Here is a 19,388-nt window from a genome sequence, read left to right on the forward strand (position 1 = left end):
CGGCGACGGGACGTGCAAGCCCGGCAGCACCCCCCGCCACTATGCAAGTCCCTGAAGCGGCGGGACCATTTTGACCGGGACCGACTGGTAGTAACGCGCCAGCGCATCCGCTCGCCGGGTGGCCTCGTCTGAAAAGCGGCACAGCCACGGGGCAAGAATGGCGGAGCGAAGTCCATACCGCTCCCGCCGTCTTATGAACTGCCACTTTCCAGTTCGCGTGAGGAACTCATGGGTGAGTGCGGGACGCTGCTCATCGGCAATGAGCTGATAGAGGAAATAGAAGAAACACAAGGCTCCGTCCGCATAACTGGAAGACACCGGCGCAGCTTGCTTGGCAATTTTTCTTTCCAGCGTGAGAATGCAATCCGCCGCTCGGCGTACGGTATCCAGTGTGACATCGGCGCCGATGTCAAGAAGAGCGCCGGGGTCATCGTTAAGAGACTGCCGCTCGAGATTCTCGGCAACGATCTTCAGATGGGTTCGACGCATTTGGCGCTTGTGTCTGCTTGTGACACTGTCAGAGTGAATTCGATAGGCGACCAGGCTATCATCGATCATGGCCGCCGGGAACTCTCGTGCGATTCGCCTGAAAAGATCGAAATCCTCCGCATGCACATAACCGGCGTCATAGACCAGCATGTCTTCAGGAACGACCCTTCTGTTAAACATCACAGTCGAGTGCAAGAAGATCGTAAAGAACAGCGACAGTATATGCCAATCCCCCGACTGATAGATCGGATTTGGCTGCCCGCGCACCACGCGATTACCGAGAAGCTGATCGATGCCCGTTCCACTCATGGCGAGCTGGGGCTGCTGGGTAAAGAGTGCCACCTGGCGTGAAAAGCGCGACGGATAGGAAATGTCGTCTGCATCCATCCTGGCGATCAGATCACCCCTGGCCAAGGCGATGCCCTCATTCAAGGTCGCAACAAGTCCGCGATTTTCCCGCGAAATGATGCGCACGCGATCGTCGATCTTTCGATACTGTTGGAGAATACTCAACGATCGATCAGTCGAGCCGTCGTCAAGTGCAATCACTTCAAAGCGGCCGTAGTCCTGGCGCAGAATGCTTTCCAGCGCTGCAGCAATATAAGGTTCGCCGTTATAGACAGGCAGCACAACAGAGATCAATGGAACGGACATCGTTCAGCTCGCATGTTCGTCGGAAATGCCGCGATTGACATAGTGGCGGCGATAAGCCGAAGCATCATATTCCCGTCCCCCTGCCCCACTTTGCTTGATAGACGACGCAAGATTGGCGAAGCTTCCGGAGCGGACGTAGGGAAAGTAGCGTTTGAGCCGATTGATCGGCCTTTCGAAAGCCAGCCAAGAGATTGAAGCGACCATCAAGGTGGCTGTTGTTCCAATCACAAAACGTGAAGGACCCTGTTCTGAGACATTCACCGGAATCCAGGGCTGAGCCTTGACGATCAAAGACAGGACAATTGGATGGAAAAGATAGACGCCGTAGCTTACGCGCCCGATGGCGACAATCGGCGCGAGTTCCAAAAGCCGGCCGGAGGCGCCCCGCAGACCTGACGAACAACATCCAATCAGCAATACGAATGGTACGAGGGGACAAATCTCGCGACCGATCCACGCCAGCCATTCAAGCGCCGGCGGCATGGCGGCTGACTTCAGCCAGAGGAAAATGACGGCGACGACAGTCAAGGGGACCCAGCTTAGCCGGATCCATTGTGGCCAGACATCGGTTCTGCTTCGATGGGCTGCCAGGAGCGCGCCTGCGACGAGTGCATCCATCGAGGCTGGAGGAAGAAGGTCACGCGCGAGAGATGGTGTACCTGTCAGTGGCCAGTAGAACCGATAACCCAGCGAAAATGTGATGACGGCGATGCAAATCGGTACGATCAACCGGCGCGGAGCAAATAGGATGACCAGCGGCCAAATGATGTAAAACTGCTCCTCGATGCTTAGGCTCCAGGTGTGACACAACACCCACGGCGTCCATTCATCACGAAGGGCATACCAGAAGTTTGAGAGATATAACGCGTGCCATTTGAGGCTGCCTCGAGCGCCTTCAAGGTTGACAAGCCAGACGAAGCCTAGGACTGCGAAGTAGGGAGGAAATATGCGAAGTGCACGGCGAAGATAGAACGATTTCAGCGCATTGCTTGGCTCATATTGGGCTGCCGAGCGCGCTTCCAAGAGAAGCCGTGTTATCAAGAAGCCGCTGAGTACGAAGAACAATCGGACGCCGAGATGGCCCAATACTGATCCTTCGGCTGCCAAGAAATGGTCGTATAGCACCATTGAAACGGCAAAAGTCCGCAGACCATCCAATTGCCGGTCGCGTGCATGAAACATGGATCCCCCTCAGTCTCGTGGGCCCCTCGTCGCCGAAGCAACGCCCGGCTGCACTCCTGCAACCTGCTGCTGTTATTCCGTTGCCGATGAGGCGGATCGAAGTATCAAAGCGCGTCCCTTAAAATTCGGGGGAATCGGGCCAAACTGTGACGCCAACGCCATTATCAGACTTTAGTCTGATATGGTCTCGTGGTTGTTGCCTCCATTTCGAGTGTGTCCTGTGCAGCCATGCCCTTTGGCAGATGTCGGACGGTGCTTGCGAGCGATTCCACACGGACGGCAGATTCATGAAGGTGACGAATCAGCGGCAGGTTGCCGCAGCACCTGGTCGTCACTGGCCAGCGCAAGCGATTCTGCTCACATCTGCGAGCGACTCTATCAGGCCTCACCACCAGCAGGCCGCAAGCGGCCTTTCTGCCGGATTTACGCGGTCGCGCAGACGCACAGATAGCACTCGGTGCGGTGAACGAAAGACGTCGTCATCCAAGTTTCACGGAAGTTAACGCTGACTGTCACATTGGACTGCTAGCAGAAGCAGCGAAAGATCCATGGCCACGTAAGGCGCCAGCGGTCATCTTTTTACGTGCAAGGAGCATTTACGATGAGACTCACTGTTCTTCAATCAGCTCTGGCATCCGTCCTGGCCGCCACCGTATTTGGTGCTGGTCCGGCCCATGCCGAAAAGACCAAATTCGAGTTCTGGTATGGCCTGTCGGGCGACCTCGGAGAGCGCGTGCAAGACGCCTGCAGAAAATTCAACGACATGCAGGCTGACTATGAAATCATCTGCACTTCGCAAAACAGCTATGACACGACGCTTCAGAACACGATTGCCGCCTATCGTGCCAGGAAGCAGCCGGCGATTACCCAGATCTACGACGCCGGCACGCTCGACATGATGCTCTCCGGAGCGTTCGTACCGGCCAAGAAACTGATGGCCGACAATGGCTACACGATAGACTGGACCAATTATTTCGGCGGTATCGCCAATTATTACGCGACAGCTGCAGGGGAGTTGAATTCCTTCCCGTTCAACTCTTCAACCGCCATGTTCTACTATAATGCCGACGCCTTCCAAAAGGCCGGCATCGACTTCAAGCCGGAAACCTGGGAAGAGGTCGAGGAAGCCGCCCGCAAGCTCAAGACGGCGGGTTTCGATTGCCCGCTCGGCTTTAACTTCGATACATGGCAGATGATGGAGCAATTTTCTGCCATCCACAATCAGCCAATCGCAACCAAGGGCAACGGCTACCAGGGTCTGGACGCCGAACTGGTCTTCAACAAGACCAAATTCGTCGACCATGTGAAATTCTTCAAGAAAATGGTCGACGAGAAGCTGTTCGTCGTCAAAACCAAACAGCTCGGCATGGACATTGTCCCCGCGTTCACCTCGCAGACATGCCAGATGATTCAGACCTCGATCGCTGACCATGGCACGATTGGCAAGACGCTGCCGGAAGGCGTCAAGTGGGAGGTTGCGATGCTGCCGGTCTGGAAAGGCACGCAGCGACAGAACTCACTGGTCGGTGGCGCCTCGCTATGGGTCATGGACGGCCGTCCCGAAGGTGAGTACAAGGGCGCGGCCGCTTTCTTGAACTTCCTCGCCACGCCGGACATGGCGCAATGGTGGTCGACGGTCACTGGCTACATTCCGGTCACCAAGACCGGCTTTGAGGCCATGAAGGCCAATGGTTTTTACGACAAGGCTCCCTACAAGGGCCGCGAGCTCGCGATTGCCAGCCTTACCTACACGCCGACCTCGCAGAATACCCGCGGTATCCGCCTCGGTGGTTTCACCCAGGTCCGCAAGGAGGTCTCCACGGCGCTGGAGGCGATTTTCATGCAGAATGCCGACGTGCAAGCTGAACTCGACCAGGCCGCCGATCGAAGCAACGCCGTGCTTCGCCGATTTGAAAAAACCTATGCCGGCCAGAAGCTGAACTGAGTTTCTCGTCAGCAGGAGCCTGCCAGTCGCATATGGCAGGCTCTTGTCCCTGAAGTACTTTTGGTTTGATTGATCCATGGAAAAGCGGGCCGTTTTCAAAAACTGGTGGCTGCCAATTCTTTTCGCCCTGCCACAGATTCTTCTGATCCTTCTCTTCTTCTACTGGCCGGCGATCGCTGTGATGAAATGGGCTTTCACACTTGAGCCTCCCTTTGGCGGGATAGCGGAATTTGTCGGACTGACGAATTTTGAAGAGGTGTTCGCCGATCCATTCTATTGGAATTCCGTCGCCGTCAGCCTCATCTTCGCCCTTTGCGGGACGTGCTTCACGATCCTGGTCGGTCTCGTGCTGGCGATTGCGGTGGACCGTCGACTGCCCGGTTCTGGCCTATTCCGTTTCCTCTATATCCTTCCATATGCAATCGCCGGACCGGCAGCGGGCATGGCCTTCCGTTTCATCCTGTCGCCAGAACGCGGGCTGATGGCCTCGCTCAATGCCGCGTTCCCTGATTTCTGGAATCCGGCAAAATACGGTGCCCACGCGCTCATCCTGGTCATCATCATCTTTGCCTGGAAATGGACCGGTTACACGTTCATTTTCCTGCTGGCCGGTCTGCAATCGGTGCCGCGCTCTCTGACGGAGGCCGCCGCCATGGACGGCGCCGGACCGATCCGCCGCGCGATCGATATACAGGTTCCGCTGCTGGCGCCGACGCTGTTCTTTCTGCTCGTCATCATGATGACGGAGGGGTTCGTCGGTTCGGACACCTTCGGTATCGTACACAGCACGACTGGCGGGGGACCAAATCATGGCACGGAGGTGATGGTATTTCGCATCGTGGACGAAGCCTTCAAAGGACTGAACTACTCCGGCGCCTCTGCGCAGAGCATCGTCCTGATCGGCCTGATCATGATCTTCACGTTCATCCAATTTCGCTTCATCGAGAAGCGTGTGCACTATAAGTGAGCCCGCCATGATCCAGCGCACGCCGATCGCCGATGCACTGACTTATCTGTTGATGGTCTTGGGCTTTATCCTGCTGATTGGCCCGTTCCTCGTCATTCTGGCCGGTGCCAGTCAAACGCTGCAACAGATCAACAGCGTGCCCTTCCATTTCCTCCCCCAGGACCGCTTCCTCGAAAATGCATCGGCTGCCTGGTCGCGCGCCAATCTCGGCTCGGCCATGATCAACAGCTTCATCATGGCCTGTCTCGTCACCGTCGGCAAAGTGGCACTTTCTGCCTGCACGGCCTTCGCCATCGTGTTTTTTCGCACGCCACTCAAGCACTTCTTCTTCTGGATGGTGTTCATCACGCTGATGCTACCGCTCGAAGTTCGCGTGGTGCCGACCTATGCGGTGGCCGCGGACCTTTTCCAGCCGTTTCGATTACTGATTTCGGCACTGACCGGCATCGAGGTATCGGTCGAATGGAACCTGCTGAATTCCTATGCGGGCCTCACCCTGCCGCTGATTGCCACCGCAACAGGTACGTTCCTGTACCGACAATTCTTCATGACGCTGCCAAATGAGCTCGTCGAAGCCGCCCGTATGGACGGTTCCGGACCAGTGCGCTTTTTCGTCGACATGCTGATACCTCTTTCGCGCACCAACATGTTGGCGCTCACCACCATCATGTTCGTCTATGGCTGGAACCAGTATCTCTGGCCGCTGCTGATGATCACAGACCCAGCCTACAAGACCACCATGATGTCGCTGAGCGCCCTGCTCCCTTCGGAAAACAGCCTGCCCGACTGGAATGTCACGCTGGCCGGCTCACTCATCATTATGGCACCGCCGCTCGTCGTCGTTGCGGTGCTGCAACGGTGGTTCGTTCGTGGCTTGGTCGCTGCCGAAAAATGACCCGATGATTTTAAGAAACGAGGTTCAAATATGGCTGACATCGATATTCGCGCCGTGCACAAGTCCTATGGCAAGATCCAGACGCTGCACGGCGTCGACCTGTCTTTTGCCTCGGGCGAATTTGTCGTCATTCTCGGTCCCTCTGGCTGCGGCAAGTCGACGCTTCTACGTATGATCGCTGGACTTGAAGAGATTACCGCCGGCGAAATCGCAATTAACGGTCGCATCGTCAACAGGCTGGAACCGCGCGAACGCGGCTGCGCCATGGTGTTCCAGAACTATGCGCTTTATCCGCATATGACCGTGGCCCAAAACATCGGTTACGCGCTGAAGGTAGCCGGCGTGTCAAAGGCCGAGCGCCAAACGCGTATCGAGGAGACGGCGAAGATCGTCGGGCTTTGCGAATATCTTGCGCGCAAACCAGCAGCATTGTCCGGCGGCCAGCGTCAGCGCGTGGCGATGGCACGCGCCATTGTTCGTGAGCCGCAAGTGTTTCTCTTCGACGAGCCACTGTCGAATCTCGACGCCAAGCTGCGGGTGTCCATGCGCGCGGAAATCCGCAAACTGCACCAGCGCCTTTCAGCAACATCCATCTTCGTCACCCATGACCAGATTGAGGCGATGACGCTTGCCGACAAGCTCGTGGTAATGAATAAGGGGCATGTCGAGCAGGTCGGTCGACCGCTTGACATCTATCATCGGCCCGCAAGCATATTCGTCGCATCCTTCATCGGCTCTCCCGCGATGAATCTCGTCAATACCCGCGTCGAGGTCGAGACAGCATCGGTGCGCGTCGGCGGCGTGCAGGTTCCCATCGACCCTGCCCTTGCGGCCAGCTTGCGCGGAAGAGATGTCACGATCGGCATTCGACCAGAGCAATGTGCCGTTTCACTGGACGGCAGCGGCGTGCGCGCAACAATAGACTTCGTCGAGGAACTTGGCTCCGGTCGGGTCGCCCATGCCGAGATCGACGGCGAACCATTTGCAGCCGTCATCGGCGACCACATGAGCTTGCGTCCAGGCGATCGAGTAGGCCTGGAGTTACCCCCCTCCCACTTGCATGTCTTCGATCGCGATAGCGGTCGCCGGATTGATACGAAGATGAATCCCAGTTCCCCGCATCACGCGGCCGCGACCTCGACGCTGGCGATAGTGCACTGATTTTTCTAGAGCCTCCAGAAGGAACACCCGCATGAACGACATCATTTCCGCCGTCGGCTTTTGCAACCGGACCGGCAAGGGCGACCTCAGCGCGCTTGACACTTCGCTGCGGGAAATCGCCGAAACGGGGGCCGACGCCTGCGAAATCGGCATCTATGCCGAGGAAATCATCAGCGGCGGCCGCATCATCGAGGATCGGACGCGCCGCGTCGCCGACATTGTTCGCCAGCATCCTTTCAAGAAATTGTCGCTGCATGGCCAGATCCTATCCAACTTCATGGACCGCGAGCATTTGCAGCTGCAAAAGAAGGTCGTGCGGTCGATGCTCGAACTCTGCAACCGGCTTGGTGCAGGCATACTCGTCCATCATTCAGGCGCCGGACAGCTTGCCGACGGCGAAAATGCGGCAGATCTTGATCGAATGGAGCGCGAGGCTCTGGCCGAGATGGGCGATATCGCGAAGGGCTACGGCGTACGCATCGCACTGGAAAACATCTTCACCACAGAGAGCGGCCAGTACCGCCAGACGCCGAGCGAAGTGGCCGCTACTGTCAAGGCTATCGGCTCGGACAACGTTGTTGCACTAATCGACTTCTCGCATGCCTATATCGAATCAACATACCGCAACCTTGATTTCCTGGAAGAATTGCGCGCAATGGCGCCGGTAACCGGTCACCTGCATGTTCATGACAGCTTTGGCCTTCCCTATTCCATGACGCGCTTCTACCATCCGGCCGAGGCAACGGCCCTCGGCATCGGCGATCTCCACTTGCCGATCGGCTGGGGTGACATTCCCTGGGAGGGTATTTTCGGCGAGCTCACGTTCCTTCCGGATACGACGCTGATCATGGAAATTAACGCGGAGCGGTTCGGTGACCAGCAGCCGGCCTGCTTGGAAAAAGCACGCGGTCTGGTGGCATTGATCAACATGGCGGGGAAAGCGCAAATGCGGCAGCTGGCGTAGCTGCCGCCCTGATCAACGTGCCACCTCGACCCTCGCCACACGTGGCCTACACACGAATGATGTTTAGACGCAATGCGTTCACGACCGCCTGAGTCCTCGTCGTACATCCCAATTTCTTCATGGCATTGCCGATGTGACTGCTCACAGCATGCTCCGAAAAACCAAGAAGTTTTGCGATTTCGCTACCCTTCTTGCCGCCAGCGGTCAGCCTCAAGCAGTCCAGCTCGCTCTGGGTGAAGCCGATCGGACGATGTTTCTCGGTCAATGTAAGTTGTGAGAGCCTGTCGTATACATGCGTCGCTATAAAAAGGAGCTGGGCCAACTCGATCGTGCTGAAGGTCCGCTGCCCTGAAATAGACAGGGCGCCGCGGCCACCTGCAGCATCATGTACAGGAAAGTAAGCGCCCTTATCCATTCCATATCGTTTGAAAAGGTCGATGACGGCGGACTTCTTGCTTCCTCCCCGATCAGCATTGATGGCTTCCACATCGTAATTGAACGGACGTGTCGATCTTAGCATCCGGCGAACGACCGGACTGTCTATCAGCAGATTGTGGGAATCGTAATAATCAACCATTTCTGCCGGCCAATTGGTAATGATCTTCGTCGCACCAATTTCGACAATGTCAACCGTAGGCAATATCATGATCAAGAAAGCGCTCATGCCCAGGTCTTGCGTCAAGCTCTTCATATATTTGAAGACTTCGTAATGAGTGCGAAAGTCGTCGGCGACCTCCTCGATCTGGTTGAACACCGCTTCCAGCGTCATTTCCTTCTCCGGCTTGCTTCAAAACGCCTCGCGATCAAGGTCTCTCGGGCCTGAGGACAATGGCGGGGATGACGCCCCTGCTATTGAGCGCAGATCTGGTCGAAGTTGAAGGCACAGCAACTCCTTCTTCGCGCCGCATTACCCCACGGTCACCCTTAACAAATGGTAAACAATTCTTTCGATTTTCCATCTCGTAGAGTACAGGAAACATACCAATCGCAAGTGCCAAAACGTCGCGCCTGAACCTGTTCGCCTATCGACATCGCCAATCCACAGTCGATCATCGTTTTGTTTTTGCATATTATTTTAGAAGGCCACTCTCCAGACAGCGACGAAACGCTGTCGCGGCAATGCGGTTAACAGATCCTTTATCAATTTGGCGGATATTATCTTTAGATGGCCCATTCGGAGCTTGCGCGCATGGCCATGGCAAAAGCGGTCTCGGCTCTCCAGTCCTGAGTAGGAGGAAACAGCATGACAGGAATAGCATCCGTCTTCCGGTCTGACGCCAAGGCCGTATTGGCGGCGATGAGCAGATCGCAGGCTATTATCGAATTTGATCTTACGGGCAAAATTCTCGCTGCTAACGCGAACTTTTGTGCAGCACTCGGTTACGAGCTATCGGAGATCGTCGGTCAGCATCACCGCATGTTCGTCGATCCTGCTGAGGCCTCGTCTTCCGACTATCGGAACTTCTGGGAGAAACTCAATCGCGGCGAGTTTGACCAGCGCCAGTACAAACGCATCGGCAAGGGCGGCAAGGAAATCTGGATCGAAGCCTCCTACAACCCGATCTTTCGCGGCCGCAAGCCCTATAAGGTCGTCAAGTTTGCAACGGACATTACGGCTGAAAAACTCAAGAGTGCTGAGGATGCGGGCAAGCTTGATGCGTGTTCCCGCGCTCAAGCGATCATCGAATTCACTCCAAGCGGAGAAATCCTGACGGCAAATCAGAATTTCCTTTCCGCCCTTGGCTATCAGATCTCGGAAATCGAGGGTCGGCACCATTCGATGTTTTGTGAAAGTGCTTACACGAGCAGTGACGACTATCGACGCTTCTGGCGGCGCCTGGCTGATGGCGAATTCATTGCCGACGAATTCCTGCGCATCGGCAAAGGTGGAAAAAAGGTCTATATCCAAGCCTCCTACAATCCAATCTTCGACATGAATGGTAAAGTATTCAAGGTCGTTAAGTTCGCGACCGACGTCACCAGCCGCGTGAACAACGTCGATCAGCTCGCGGCGGCACTTCGGCAGCTCTCCGGCGGCGACCTGACACAAGACATCGCCTCCCCCTTCATTCCCACGCTGGAAAAGCTAAGAATTGACTTTAACAGCACAGTCGAAAAACTGCGTCTTGCGATGCAAACCGTAGCCGAAAACGCCAATGCAATCGCAGCCGGCGCGCAGCAGATCCGTACCGCATCGGATGACCTTGCCAAGCGAACAGAACAGCAGGCCGCTTCGGTGGAACAAACGGCCGCGGCCCTGGAGGAGATCACAACCACCGTCGCTGACTCCAGCCGGCGAGCGGACGAGGCTGGTCAGCTCGTTCGCCAGACCCGTGAGAACGCCGAGCGTTCGGGGGTGGTCGTGCGCGGGGCCATTGACGCCATGGGGAAAATCGAATCCTCGTCTGCGGAGATCTCCAACATCATCAGCGTAATCGACGAGATCGCCTTTCAAACCAACCTGCTGGCATTGAACGCCGGTGTGGAAGCCGCGCGGGCCGGTGACGCCGGCAAGGGTTTTGCAGTCGTGGCGCAAGAAGTGCGCGAACTCGCCCAACGCTCGGCGAAGGCGGCCAAGGAGATCAAGGAACTGATCACCGCTTCAGCCGCTCATGTAAGAAGCGGCGTCTCACTGGTGGGTGAAACGGGAACGGCTCTTGATGCGATGGTATCGCAGGTCCAGCAGGTCAATCGCAATGTCTCGGCGATTGTCGAGGCTGCGAAGGAGCAGGCAACCGGACTGAAGGAGATAAACACTGCAGTCAACACGATGGACCAAGGCACGCAGCAAAACGCCGCAATGGTCGAAGAATCCACAGCCGCTGCTCACAGCCTTGCGAAAGAAGCCGACGCACTGTTCAGATTGCTCGGTCAGTTCAACATCGGAACAGGAATGTCTTCGCCTCAGAAACACCCGGTGGCAATAACGTCCGCCTCGAAGCCTTTCACATCCCCAGCCCGAAGCATTGCCGCCAAATTGAGTGCAGCATTTCACGACAATGCGGCGGTTGCCAATGACGCCTGGAAAGAATTCTGACGGGTGAGCATCGCCCCTGTCAGCGAGGCGACATCCAGCGGCTTGGCTGACGTGCGAAAAATTGACCGCCTCGGCGGACGAGCGATGCCAGGAAAGGATTTCTGGCATTGGCGGTGGCAGAACCGCCAAGTCGTCTTCCCCGGCAAAGCGATCTTCTTGCGTCTCGGCGCCGCGCCGGCAACGTCACTGCGCTGCTCAATGGTCGTCGAGTGAACCCTGAGCGTAGAAATGCTTGCGGGTCGATCCTGTATAAGCGGCAAACTCGGGCGACGCCATGACATCCAAGCCTCTCGGCCGAGGCAAGTCGACATCATAGATTTCGGCGATCGAACCGGGACGTGAGCTCATGACGACCACGCGATCCGGAAAGAAAGACGCTGTATCGAAACTGGGCTATCATCCAATCGACCGAATTCTTATAGCGTCGTGCGCCATGTCCAGAGTCCTCATCATTGTCGGGCTTGCTGTCGTCGTGGTCGGTATTCTGTGGCCGTGGCTTGTTCGCATCGGCCTGGGGAGACTGCCGGGCGACATTCTTATCGAGCGCGAGAATTTCTCCATCTATATCCCTATTACCACCGGCCTGCTTTTCAGCATTTTGCTGTCCGTGATGCTCTGGCTCCTCGGTCGATAGGAAGCAATGCCAGTTGGAGCGATCGCACACAACCTACCCAAGAGTGTCGGGTTCACTCTGCGGCTTGCTACGCGCCGACGTTGATCGCCGGAAGCCTTGCACGACGCTCACGATACAGACCCCCTGCTTGCGCGTCGGGTGCGCGCGGCGCGGCTTTGTCGGCGACGCCGACGAAATAGCGTCACACTTGTTACTCCCCCTGCTCGCTTTCCGGTGCCAAATTATCTGACGAGCAACTACGACGAACCGGATGTCAGCCAGCAAGCGCGAAAATTCGCCCAAATCGAGGAGATTGAAAGCCATGACGAGGTTAACGGACGATGGTCAAAAAGGCACACAGCCGGATATGCACACGCCACCGGTCGTGTCGCCACAGGCCTGGGAGACGGCCTTGCAGCAGTTGCTTGTGAAAGAAAAGGATCTGACCCGCGCCCGTGACGCCCTGGCCGCCGAGCGCCGGCGGATGCCGTGGATGGCCGTGGAGACGGCCTATGGATTCGAGGGACCTGCGGGCAGGGAAAGCCTGCTTGACCTGTTCGACGGTCGGCGACAGTTGATCGTCTACCGCGCCTTCTTCGAGCCGGGCGTATTCGGCTGGCCCGACCACGCGTGCCGGGGCTGCTCCATGGTGGCCGATCAAGTCGCCCATGTCGCGCACCTGAACGCGCGTGATACCACTCTCGTCTTCGCCTCGCGTGCGCCTCAGTCCGACATCGCGCGCCTGAAGGCGCGGATGGGCTGGGAGATGCCGTGGTATACTCTCACCGACAGCTTCGACGCCGACTTCGGCGTGGACGAGTGGCATGGCACGAACGTGTTCTACCGTGACGGCGACCGCGTATTCCGCACCTATTTCGTCAATAACCGCGGCGACGAGCAAATGGGGAGCACGTGGAACTACCTCGACATCACTCCTTTGGGCCGGCAGGAGGTCTGGGAAGACTCGCCCGAGGGCTATCCGAAAACCCCGACGTACAAGTGGTGGAACTGGCATGACAGCTACGTTGCAAACGCAATGCCCGACGAGAAATGGGTCGAGGTTTCAAACGCTGGAGAGGCGGCGTTCCGGAATCAACCCGCGAGCGCAAAGCCCTGAGCCATGGTCCAGATAGTGGAGAAGTGAGGAATAGGTCGCGCAGAATATGGTGTCTGCGCATAGGCGCCAGCGGACCCGCGCAGGCATCCGATACGATCTTGCGAGGGCTGGCATTGTGCCTGCCCTCGTCGAGGTCACCGCATTCCAAAGGGCCATCGAAACAGCAGTGCGACGACAATGTGCCGGGCCCTTGCGGCCCGCACATTGTGCCATGTTACAATTCAGCTTTCGGCTCGATCGGCTCCCAGATGCTTATCTTGCGCGTCTCTGGCATCAAGAAAAGGGCAAGCAGGAAGCATACGGCAGGAACCGCGATCGGGTATATCAGCGCGTAGCCGATGCTGCCAGTGGCCGCGAACGCCGCTGAGGTAATGAACGGCACCAATCCGCCACCCCAACCATTGCCGATGTGATACGGCACCGATACAGACGTGTACCGGATCCTACCGGGGAAATATTCAGCAAGGAACGCACCAACCGGGCCATATACCATCCCGACGTAGCAAACCAGGATGAAGATGATGAAGATCGCGGCTGGATAATTGATGTTGCCAGGCTGCGTGACTGATCCCAGCCACAAGTACAGCGGATAATACGTGGTCGCGGCGAGCAACATTCCTCCCAGGATCACTGGCTTGCGGCCGATAATGTCTGACAGCCATCCAAAGAAGATCAGGCTCGGCGTTGCAATGAGCAGCGCAGCTCCAACGATGTAGGACGAAGTCAATGAGTCTACCTTGGAAACTTGCTGCAGGAAGTACAATGCCCAGAACTGACCGCTATACCAGACCACTCCCTGCCCGATCAGCACGATGGTGGCGATCCCGACATATTGGATGTTGGAGCTAAGGAAGGCTTCCTTCCATGGATTTCTGGTCGTCTGCCCCTTAGCCTTGATCTCCTCAAAGATCGGTGTCTCCTGGAGCTGAAGACGGATGTAGATTGCAATGGCAACCAGCAGGAAGGAGACCAAAAACGGAATGCGCCACGCCCATTCGTCGAAGACTTCGTTTCCGAAATAGGTGCGCGTCGCGATGATCACGGCCAGCGATACGACGATTCCGAGTGTCGGAGAGGTCTGAAGCCACCCGGTGTAATAGCCACGGCGTTCGTCGGGGACATGCTCGGCGACATAGGTGATAGCGCCACCGTACTCGCCACCCAAGCACAAGCCTTGGATCATCCGTAAGCCGAAGAGAAGAAAGGCAGCGGTTAGTCCGATCGACGCGTAGGTCGGCATCAAGCCGATCGCACCTGTGCCCAACCCCATGCCGCTGAGCGTAATGAGAAATGTATATTTGCGGCCGACCCGATCACCCATCCAGCCGAAAAGGAACGCCCCCAGTGGACGGATCAGGAATCCTGCGGTGAAGAGCGCAATCGTACTCAGCAGCGCTGCGACTGGATGGGATTGCTCAAAGAACTTCACCGAAAGAACCGCGGCCAAGCTTCCGAAGATATAGAAGTCATACCATTCGATTATGTTTCCTACCGACGCGGCAATGATCACGCGGCGGAAATCCCTTGGAACCTGTGTGGGCATGTTTCTTCCTCCCGTTTAACATCGCCCTCCAACTTCTTGTAATTTAGCACGAAAGCATCCCGATCCCAACGGGAGCCCACTCTCCATGGTTGGGGGACGCCGACAATCAGCCGGTCGACAGTGACGGCAAACAACACGCCACCACGACCGACACGCACGCTCGCCTGGGATGCCGGTCGGACGTTTACATTTTGGCTGCTTGAACGCTGAGACGTGCCTTAGCGTTCGGTCGAGCCGACTACATTGTGCGCGATCCAAAAGGTCTCAGCTATCCTTGTCCGCTGACAGATTTCATCAACTCCGCCTGCTCGATCAACTCGCAAGCGCGCCGGATTTTCTCGCGACCCAGGTGGCGACATAGTCCATAAGGGCTGGCGATAGGCAGTCATAGGGCTCCAATCCAAGCTCCCGCAAGCGGGCCCGTATTCCGTCCATTTGACTGGGATCGATACCCGCTTCGATAATGGAGGAAACAAAGGCTGCAAATTCCGGTGGAGCCCAGCCCTGTTCCTGGAACCGCTCGGGGTGAACGAAGTCCAGCCCCTGGAACGCATGCTCTCGTTCGACCGGTCCGTACATGTGCACGCCGCATTGCTGGCAAGCGTGACGTTGGATCAGTGCGGTCGGATCGACCACCTGCAGCTTGTCGCCGTTCTCGAGCACAGTCACCTTGTCGTGTGGGACGACCGCGACCATGGAGAAAGCAGTACCTTCCGGCTTCCAGCATTTGGTGCAGCCGCAAACGTGGTTGTGGGCGACCTGCCCCTCTATCCTGATCTTGACCGGCCGGTCCGTGCAGGCACAAACTAGCGTGCCACCGGCAAAGCCGGGGTCGGCCGGTTTTAATCCCTGGTCGACCGCCGGATGAATATGAACTGCACTTTCCATTGCATGTTTCCTCCCCTGTTGCACCGAAGCCCGTCCGGCGCCCCGGATATAGGCCTACTTCGATTTTCGTCTCACTGCTCTGCGGATAAGTCGGAATACAGGGTTTCGAAGCCCCTGTTGATGTCTACGAGCGGCATCGTATGGGTGATCCTCGGATCGATCTCTATCCTGCCTTCCATGTACCATTTGCTTCCGTGTATAGGTCGGCGATCGTCGGTGCGGCCGCATGCGCCGCCAAAGGCGGTGCCCGTCCAGCTGCAGTCGGTCACCAGCTGGAACGGCCGGGTTGCCCCAGCCGCAATGGCTGGCTCCCTGCGCCCGGCCCGCGGGTGTTGCCGGTGCACTCGAAGGTCTAGTCGGCGCCACCGATCTGGTCGGCGCCGCACTTCGTCATGTTGACGAAGTGCGGCACGCTGGCGCACTCGACCTCTTTAATGCCCTTCTAACACTCACTCCCTGATCGCATTGCTGCCGCGCACCATGACCCATACAGGTGGGACTAGGCCGAACGACCGCATGACGCGTCGCCGACGATCGCGGCGCGCAGTTATTCGTAGATGTCGTCTCGGTTGCGGGAGACGTTCTTGTTTTCACCGAACGCCTGGCATGACGTTTCCTTGCCGCCATTGACATCGAGAGCATGGATCGTATTGGGGAACACGGATGGATACACATCACATCACCGATTGCCCGACCGCGGGAGACCCCAAGGCCAACGCAAGCGTCCAATTTGTTGTCTGTGATGGGACGTTCGCTTCCGTCAGGGTGTCATGGTTCGCCAGGTGGGCAGGAGGCACCATCGTTGCCTGTCCTCGTGCCTACGAGACTCTGCCGCTCCCATTCGGCAAGGCCTTGAAGCCGGAAACCATAATATACGATAAGCCTTTCAAATGGCCTAAGCAATCATAAATAAACTTCGCAACACAGAGCAACAGAGGGAAATGTTGCTCTGCAATATTTCCTCGAATGTTAACCCGTGTAAACGGCTTTTATTGCGATGCCGCAGGCCGGGCAAGCAAATTGCAAAGTCAGCCGGCGTCCGGAAACGTCCTCCCGAAATCCGAAACCAGTTCGTCCAGCGCCTTTACGTCGCGGGCCTGGCGCGGGACATCGACATCGAAGATGCCTCGCACATGGGCCGGCCGCGGTGACAGCACGATGACACGATCTGCCAACAGAAGCGCTTCTCGAAGATTATGCGTCACCATCAAGGCAGTAGTGGGCCTCACCGACCACACCGTCATCAAAAGACGCCGCAATTTGTCAGCCGTCCGTTCGTCGAGCGAGGCGAAAGGCTCGTCCAGCAAAAGGATCGCAGGTTCTGTCGCAAAGGCACGCGCCAGGGCAGCGCGACGCGCAAGGCCGAGCGAAAGTTCTGAAGGATAGAGCGACCGCATAGAGGATAAGCCCAGAATGTCGAACAGCCCATCCAAGTCCATGTCCCGCGTGCCTGGAGGCAGCGCGAGGCGGACATTCTGCTCGACGGTTCGCCAAGGCAAAAGCACGGGCTCCTGGAATACCGCAGCGATGCGATTGGAACCGCCCTTGGGCAACTGATAGCTGCCGTAAAACGCCTGATCGAGCCCCAGCAGAATGCGCAAGGTCGTGGTTTTGCCGCAGCCGGACGGCCCCAGCAAACAGGCAAACTCCCCCTGCCGCACCTCGAAGGAAAGTCCGCGCAGGGCATCAATGGTCACGCCTTCGGCCGACAGGAACGTCTTCTCGGCGATATCGACCTTAAGCGGGGCGGCGGCGCCAGCGTGTTGCATGTCGTTCAAATGGTTGCACCAGAAGGAGTTCGATCAATAGCATAATGGCAACGAAAGCCAGCGAATAGGCAAGGATGGCGGCGACATCGAAGATCTGGAAGTGCAAATAGATCTGGAAGCCCACCCCATTTGAACGGCCCAGCAACTCGACAACCAGCACGATCTTCCAGATCAGCGCGATACCGGATCGCGATGCGGCCGCAAAATAAGGCTGCAGCTGCGGCATCAGAATATGGCGGATCCTGTCGAGCCGGCTGAGGCGATAGACTTTTGCCATTTCGGCGTAACGCGGATCGAGCGCCCGCGCGCCCTCACGCATGGTAACAACGACGTTGGGTATCTTATTGATCGCCACAGCGCTGATCGCGGCCGCTTCCGTCAGGCCAAACCAGATGTAGGCAAGAACGATGACGACCAATGCCGGAAGATTGAGAAAAAGGATAAGCCACGGATTGAAGAAAGAATCCACTCGCCGGTGCACGCCGAGCAAGACACCGATGACGGATCCCACCAGCATAGCAACAACATAGGCGGCAGCGACCCGGGACAGCGTCATGGCGAGATGATAGGCGAGATCGCCGCTTGCCGCCTCCTTGATCAGCACACGCCAGACGTCGATCGGCGGCGGAAACGCCCGGCTCGGCCAGATTCCCGCCACGAGGTTCCAGAGCAGGCATAATCCGAGAAGGGATACCAAAGCCGTTGCCGCCGGCAGAAGACCATGAGAAAAGGCACCCGCCAATCGGCCCTCAACTGGCGCGCTTTCCCGTTCGGGTCCTGCTGTCATGTCTTTAAGGCCCAGAACGTTCCCGGAGCCATCTGGGGCGCCCCACCGACAAGCTTCTCCCCACCCAATTCGGCCAGAATTGCGTATAGCTTGGCGGCATCTTTCTCCTCCTCTGCGATCGGCCTGTCCGGAATGCCCTGGCGGTAGCGATCGCGAAGTACCTCGAGTTCCCTGCCCTCGGCTCGCACGATCGGCGCCAGCCGCTGCCATTCTGCGTCAGACTGTGCCAGGAGCTTCTTGGCCGCGCCACTTGCCTGCAGAAAGCCCATTGTGACGTTCGGGTTTTCGTTCGCCCATTTGTCATGAAAAACATAACCGAGCGCCGAAACCGGGCCCGATGCGCCGAGCGCCTTAGCGGCATCGTCGGCACCCACAAGGCGGCGGAAACCGTTTGCCTCCAGGCGGGCACAGAAATGCCAGAAGTTCAACACAGCATCGAGTTCACCAGAAACGGCCTTTTCCGACAGCAGCGGCGGTGCACCGAAAACGATCTCGCTTTCTCTGGTCAGGTCCATCTTGTGATCACGCCGGGCCAGGCCCTGGATCAGGAGCCAGCTCTTGTCGAGCGACCCGCCGGTCACCCCGATTTTCTTTCCTGCAAGGTCCGGAATGGCGCGAATGGACGCATCGTCCTTGACCATGATGGCGCCAACCGCCGTCGAGTAAGGTGCGAGCGTCAGATCCGCACCCTGCGAACGCTGGCGCGAAACCCACAGCCAATCGGAAACGATGATGTCGAGATCGCCTGCCAACATGGCGACGTTGCTGGCGTCTTCTCCCGCGAAATATACGATCTCCACATCGATCCCGTTGGCCAAGTCAAACTTGTGGTGCTTGATGGTGTCGAGTTCCCAATTCACTGTCCCGAACTTCAAGATTCCGACCCGGATCTTCGGCGCGGACGGTGTGGCCAAGACATGGAAGCTCAAAAGATCTGTCGCAGCCAGAACGGCTGCTCCGCAAAGCGCGCGCCTCGATATGTTCATGATGACACCTCCCGGCGAAATGGTTGCAGCAGCGTCATATTTCCAGGCACATGCTGGAAAAGACGGATCTCAACTGATGAACTTCTGTGACGGACGGCTTTCCGACCACTTTGCGATCACTGCCGGCGCCAAGATCGATGCACTGGGCGAACAAGCCACGGCATTCAGAATGCAGGTTTTCGGTGCGGCAACTGATCGGATCGGCCGACGTGCACACCGTGAGGACGAGATCGACGAAGTTCAATTGAGCACCTCTCACTGCACGAATGCGCATGCAAAAACCCCCGTCCGGATGCTTTGCATACCGTCCGGTTGCCGGCTTTCCCAAGGTGCCCGATGGAGAGCCTGTCTATAGGATACGCGTGCCACAAAGAAGCGTCAATCATTCGGC

18 protein-coding genes and 1 pseudogene are annotated in these 19,388 nt (G+C 57.3%); 8 read left to right on the plus strand and 11 right to left on the minus strand.

What is annotated here, in order from left to right; genetic code table 11:
* Positions 1 to 39: 39 nt before the first annotated feature.
* Positions 40 to 1,143 carry a glycosyltransferase family 2 protein gene (locus tag AM571_RS31450; RefSeq protein ID WP_074064858.1) on the minus strand — a complete coding sequence of 368 codons (1,104 nt, stop codon included), beginning with the start codon at positions 1,141 to 1,143 and terminating at the stop codon, positions 40 to 42.
* 3 nt (positions 1,144 to 1,146) lie between these two features.
* Positions 1,147 to 2,325, minus strand: a complete 1,179-nt coding sequence (locus AM571_RS31455) for an acyltransferase family protein (protein ID WP_074064859.1) — start codon at positions 2,323 to 2,325, stop codon at positions 1,147 to 1,149.
* Between the two features lie 601 nt (positions 2,326 to 2,926).
* Between AM571_RS31455 and AM571_RS31460 the strand changes: the two genes are divergently transcribed.
* From AM571_RS31460 to AM571_RS31480, 5 genes are all read left to right on the plus strand, one after another.
* The gene (locus AM571_RS31460; protein ID WP_074064860.1) at positions 2,927 to 4,270 is read left to right on the plus strand and encodes an extracellular solute-binding protein; all 1,344 of its coding nucleotides are present in this window, start codon (positions 2,927 to 2,929) and stop codon (positions 4,268 to 4,270) included.
* A 76-nt stretch (positions 4,271 to 4,346) separates the two neighbouring features.
* Entirely contained in the window at positions 4,347 to 5,237 is an 891-nt protein-coding gene (locus tag AM571_RS31465) for a carbohydrate ABC transporter permease (protein ID WP_074064861.1), read from the plus strand.
* 7 nt (positions 5,238 to 5,244) lie between these two features.
* A complete protein-coding gene (locus AM571_RS31470; protein WP_074064862.1) occupies positions 5,245 to 6,132 on the plus strand; it encodes an ABC transporter permease subunit in 888 nt (295 codons plus the stop codon).
* A gap of 30 nt (positions 6,133 to 6,162) precedes the next feature.
* A complete protein-coding gene (locus tag AM571_RS31475; RefSeq protein WP_074064863.1) occupies positions 6,163 to 7,293 on the plus strand; it encodes a sn-glycerol-3-phosphate import ATP-binding protein UgpC in 1,131 nt (376 codons plus the stop codon).
* A gap of 31 nt (positions 7,294 to 7,324) precedes the next feature.
* Positions 7,325 to 8,257 (plus strand): sugar phosphate isomerase/epimerase family protein, encoded by a 933-nt coding sequence (locus tag AM571_RS31480; RefSeq protein ID WP_074064864.1) that lies wholly within the window; start codon positions 7,325 to 7,327, stop codon positions 8,255 to 8,257.
* Positions 8,258 to 8,303: 46 nt separating this feature from the next.
* Here AM571_RS31480 and AM571_RS31485 read toward each other — a convergent pair whose 3' ends face one another.
* The gene (locus AM571_RS31485; RefSeq protein ID WP_074064865.1) at positions 8,304 to 9,026 is read right to left on the minus strand and encodes a helix-turn-helix transcriptional regulator; all 723 of its coding nucleotides are present in this window, start codon (positions 9,024 to 9,026) and stop codon (positions 8,304 to 8,306) included.
* A gap of 474 nt (positions 9,027 to 9,500) precedes the next feature.
* On the opposite strand from AM571_RS31485, the gene AM571_RS31490 reads away from it, so the two are divergent.
* Positions 9,501 to 11,294, plus strand: a complete 1,794-nt coding sequence (locus tag AM571_RS31490) for a methyl-accepting chemotaxis protein (protein WP_074064866.1) — start codon at positions 9,501 to 9,503, stop codon at positions 11,292 to 11,294.
* Positions 11,295 to 11,489: 195 nt separating this feature from the next.
* Here the strand turns inward: AM571_RS31490 and AM571_RS31500 are convergent, their stop codons facing one another.
* On the minus strand, positions 11,490 to 11,642 hold the full coding sequence (locus AM571_RS31500; RefSeq protein WP_196776367.1) for a hypothetical protein: 153 nt from the start codon (positions 11,640 to 11,642) through the stop codon (positions 11,490 to 11,492).
* An 85-nt stretch (positions 11,643 to 11,727) separates the two neighbouring features.
* Here AM571_RS31500 and AM571_RS31505 point away from each other — a divergent pair, with 85 nt between their 5' ends.
* Positions 11,728 to 11,928, plus strand: a complete 201-nt coding sequence (locus AM571_RS31505) for a DUF2905 domain-containing protein (RefSeq protein ID WP_074065693.1) — start codon at positions 11,728 to 11,730, stop codon at positions 11,926 to 11,928.
* 301 nt (positions 11,929 to 12,229) lie between these two features.
* A complete protein-coding gene (locus AM571_RS31510; protein WP_074064868.1) occupies positions 12,230 to 13,024 on the plus strand; it encodes a DUF899 domain-containing protein in 795 nt (264 codons plus the stop codon).
* 214 nt (positions 13,025 to 13,238) lie between these two features.
* Here AM571_RS31510 and AM571_RS31515 read toward each other — a convergent pair whose 3' ends face one another.
* The 7 genes and pseudogenes from AM571_RS31515 to AM571_RS31540 form a co-directional block, all read right to left on the minus strand.
* Positions 13,239 to 14,567, minus strand: coding sequence for an MFS transporter (locus tag AM571_RS31515; protein WP_074064869.1), 1,329 nt, complete (start codon positions 14,565 to 14,567; stop codon positions 13,239 to 13,241).
* 312 nt (positions 14,568 to 14,879) lie between these two features.
* The gene (gfa, locus tag AM571_RS31520) at positions 14,880 to 15,455 is read right to left on the minus strand and encodes an S-(hydroxymethyl)glutathione synthase (RefSeq protein WP_074064870.1); all 576 of its coding nucleotides are present in this window, start codon (positions 15,453 to 15,455) and stop codon (positions 14,880 to 14,882) included.
* A 71-nt stretch (positions 15,456 to 15,526) separates the two neighbouring features.
* Positions 15,527 to 15,888, minus strand: a pseudogene (locus tag AM571_RS37885) (S-(hydroxymethyl)glutathione dehydrogenase); the annotation flags it as partial.
* Between the two features lie 114 nt (positions 15,889 to 16,002).
* Positions 16,003 to 16,128 carry a hypothetical protein gene (locus tag AM571_RS38090; RefSeq protein ID WP_257788703.1) on the minus strand — a complete coding sequence of 42 codons (126 nt, stop codon included), beginning with the start codon at positions 16,126 to 16,128 and terminating at the stop codon, positions 16,003 to 16,005.
* Positions 16,129 to 16,483: 355 nt separating this feature from the next.
* Entirely contained in the window at positions 16,484 to 17,224 is a 741-nt protein-coding gene (locus tag AM571_RS31530; RefSeq protein ID WP_074064872.1) for an ABC transporter ATP-binding protein, read from the minus strand.
* Positions 17,193 to 18,011: an ABC transporter permease gene (locus AM571_RS31535; protein ID WP_081377253.1), complete on the minus strand. Its 819-nt coding sequence runs from the start codon at positions 18,009 to 18,011 to the stop codon at positions 17,193 to 17,195. Before AM571_RS31535 ends, AM571_RS31530 begins: the two co-directional genes overlap by 32 nt.
* Positions 18,008 to 18,997: an ABC transporter substrate-binding protein gene (locus AM571_RS31540; protein ID WP_074064873.1), complete on the minus strand. Its 990-nt coding sequence runs from the start codon at positions 18,995 to 18,997 to the stop codon at positions 18,008 to 18,010. Before AM571_RS31540 ends, AM571_RS31535 begins: the two co-directional genes overlap by 4 nt.
* Positions 18,998 to 19,388: the final 391 nt, after the last annotated feature.

It is taken from the genome of Rhizobium etli 8C-3 (assembly GCF_001908375.1).
In the GTDB taxonomy this organism is placed as follows: Bacteria; Pseudomonadota; Alphaproteobacteria; order Rhizobiales; family Rhizobiaceae; genus Rhizobium; species Rhizobium etli_B.

What these genes read in the sequence shown, in the direction of transcription:
- AM571_RS31450 (WP_074064858.1), bottom strand. Translation starts at nt 1,143, where the DNA reads ATGTCCGTTCCATTGATCTCTGTTGTGCTGCCTGTCTATAACGGCGAA.
- AM571_RS31455 (WP_074064859.1), bottom strand. Translation starts at nt 2,325, where the DNA reads ATGTTTCATGCACGCGACCGGCAATTGGATGGTCTGCGGACTTTTGCC.
- AM571_RS31460 (WP_074064860.1), top strand. Translation starts at nt 2,927, where the DNA reads ATGAGACTCACTGTTCTTCAATCAGCTCTGGCATCCGTCCTGGCCGCC.
- AM571_RS31465 (WP_074064861.1), top strand. Translation starts at nt 4,347, where the DNA reads ATGGAAAAGCGGGCCGTTTTCAAAAACTGGTGGCTGCCAATTCTTTTC.
- AM571_RS31470 (WP_074064862.1), top strand. Translation starts at nt 5,245, where the DNA reads ATGATCCAGCGCACGCCGATCGCCGATGCACTGACTTATCTGTTGATG.
- AM571_RS31475 (WP_074064863.1), top strand. Translation starts at nt 6,163, where the DNA reads ATGGCTGACATCGATATTCGCGCCGTGCACAAGTCCTATGGCAAGATC.
- AM571_RS31480 (WP_074064864.1), top strand. Translation starts at nt 7,325, where the DNA reads ATGAACGACATCATTTCCGCCGTCGGCTTTTGCAACCGGACCGGCAAG.
- AM571_RS31485 (WP_074064865.1), bottom strand. Translation starts at nt 9,026, where the DNA reads ATGACGCTGGAAGCGGTGTTCAACCAGATCGAGGAGGTCGCCGACGAC.
- AM571_RS31490 (WP_074064866.1), top strand. Translation starts at nt 9,501, where the DNA reads ATGACAGGAATAGCATCCGTCTTCCGGTCTGACGCCAAGGCCGTATTG.
- AM571_RS31500 (WP_196776367.1), bottom strand. Translation starts at nt 11,642, where the DNA reads ATGAGCTCACGTCCCGGTTCGATCGCCGAAATCTATGATGTCGACTTG.
- AM571_RS31505 (WP_074065693.1), top strand. Translation starts at nt 11,728, where the DNA reads ATGTCCAGAGTCCTCATCATTGTCGGGCTTGCTGTCGTCGTGGTCGGT.
- AM571_RS31510 (WP_074064868.1), top strand. Translation starts at nt 12,230, where the DNA reads ATGACGAGGTTAACGGACGATGGTCAAAAAGGCACACAGCCGGATATG.
- AM571_RS31515 (WP_074064869.1), bottom strand. Translation starts at nt 14,567, where the DNA reads ATGCCCACACAGGTTCCAAGGGATTTCCGCCGCGTGATCATTGCCGCG.
- gfa (WP_074064870.1), bottom strand. Translation starts at nt 15,455, where the DNA reads ATGGAAAGTGCAGTTCATATTCATCCGGCGGTCGACCAGGGATTAAAA.
- AM571_RS31530 (WP_074064872.1), bottom strand. Translation starts at nt 17,224, where the DNA reads ATGCAACACGCTGGCGCCGCCGCCCCGCTTAAGGTCGATATCGCCGAG.
- AM571_RS31535 (WP_081377253.1), bottom strand. Translation starts at nt 18,011, where the DNA reads ATGACAGCAGGACCCGAACGGGAAAGCGCGCCAGTTGAGGGCCGATTG.
- AM571_RS31540 (WP_074064873.1), bottom strand. Translation starts at nt 18,997, where the DNA reads ATGAACATATCGAGGCGCGCGCTTTGCGGAGCAGCCGTTCTGGCTGCG.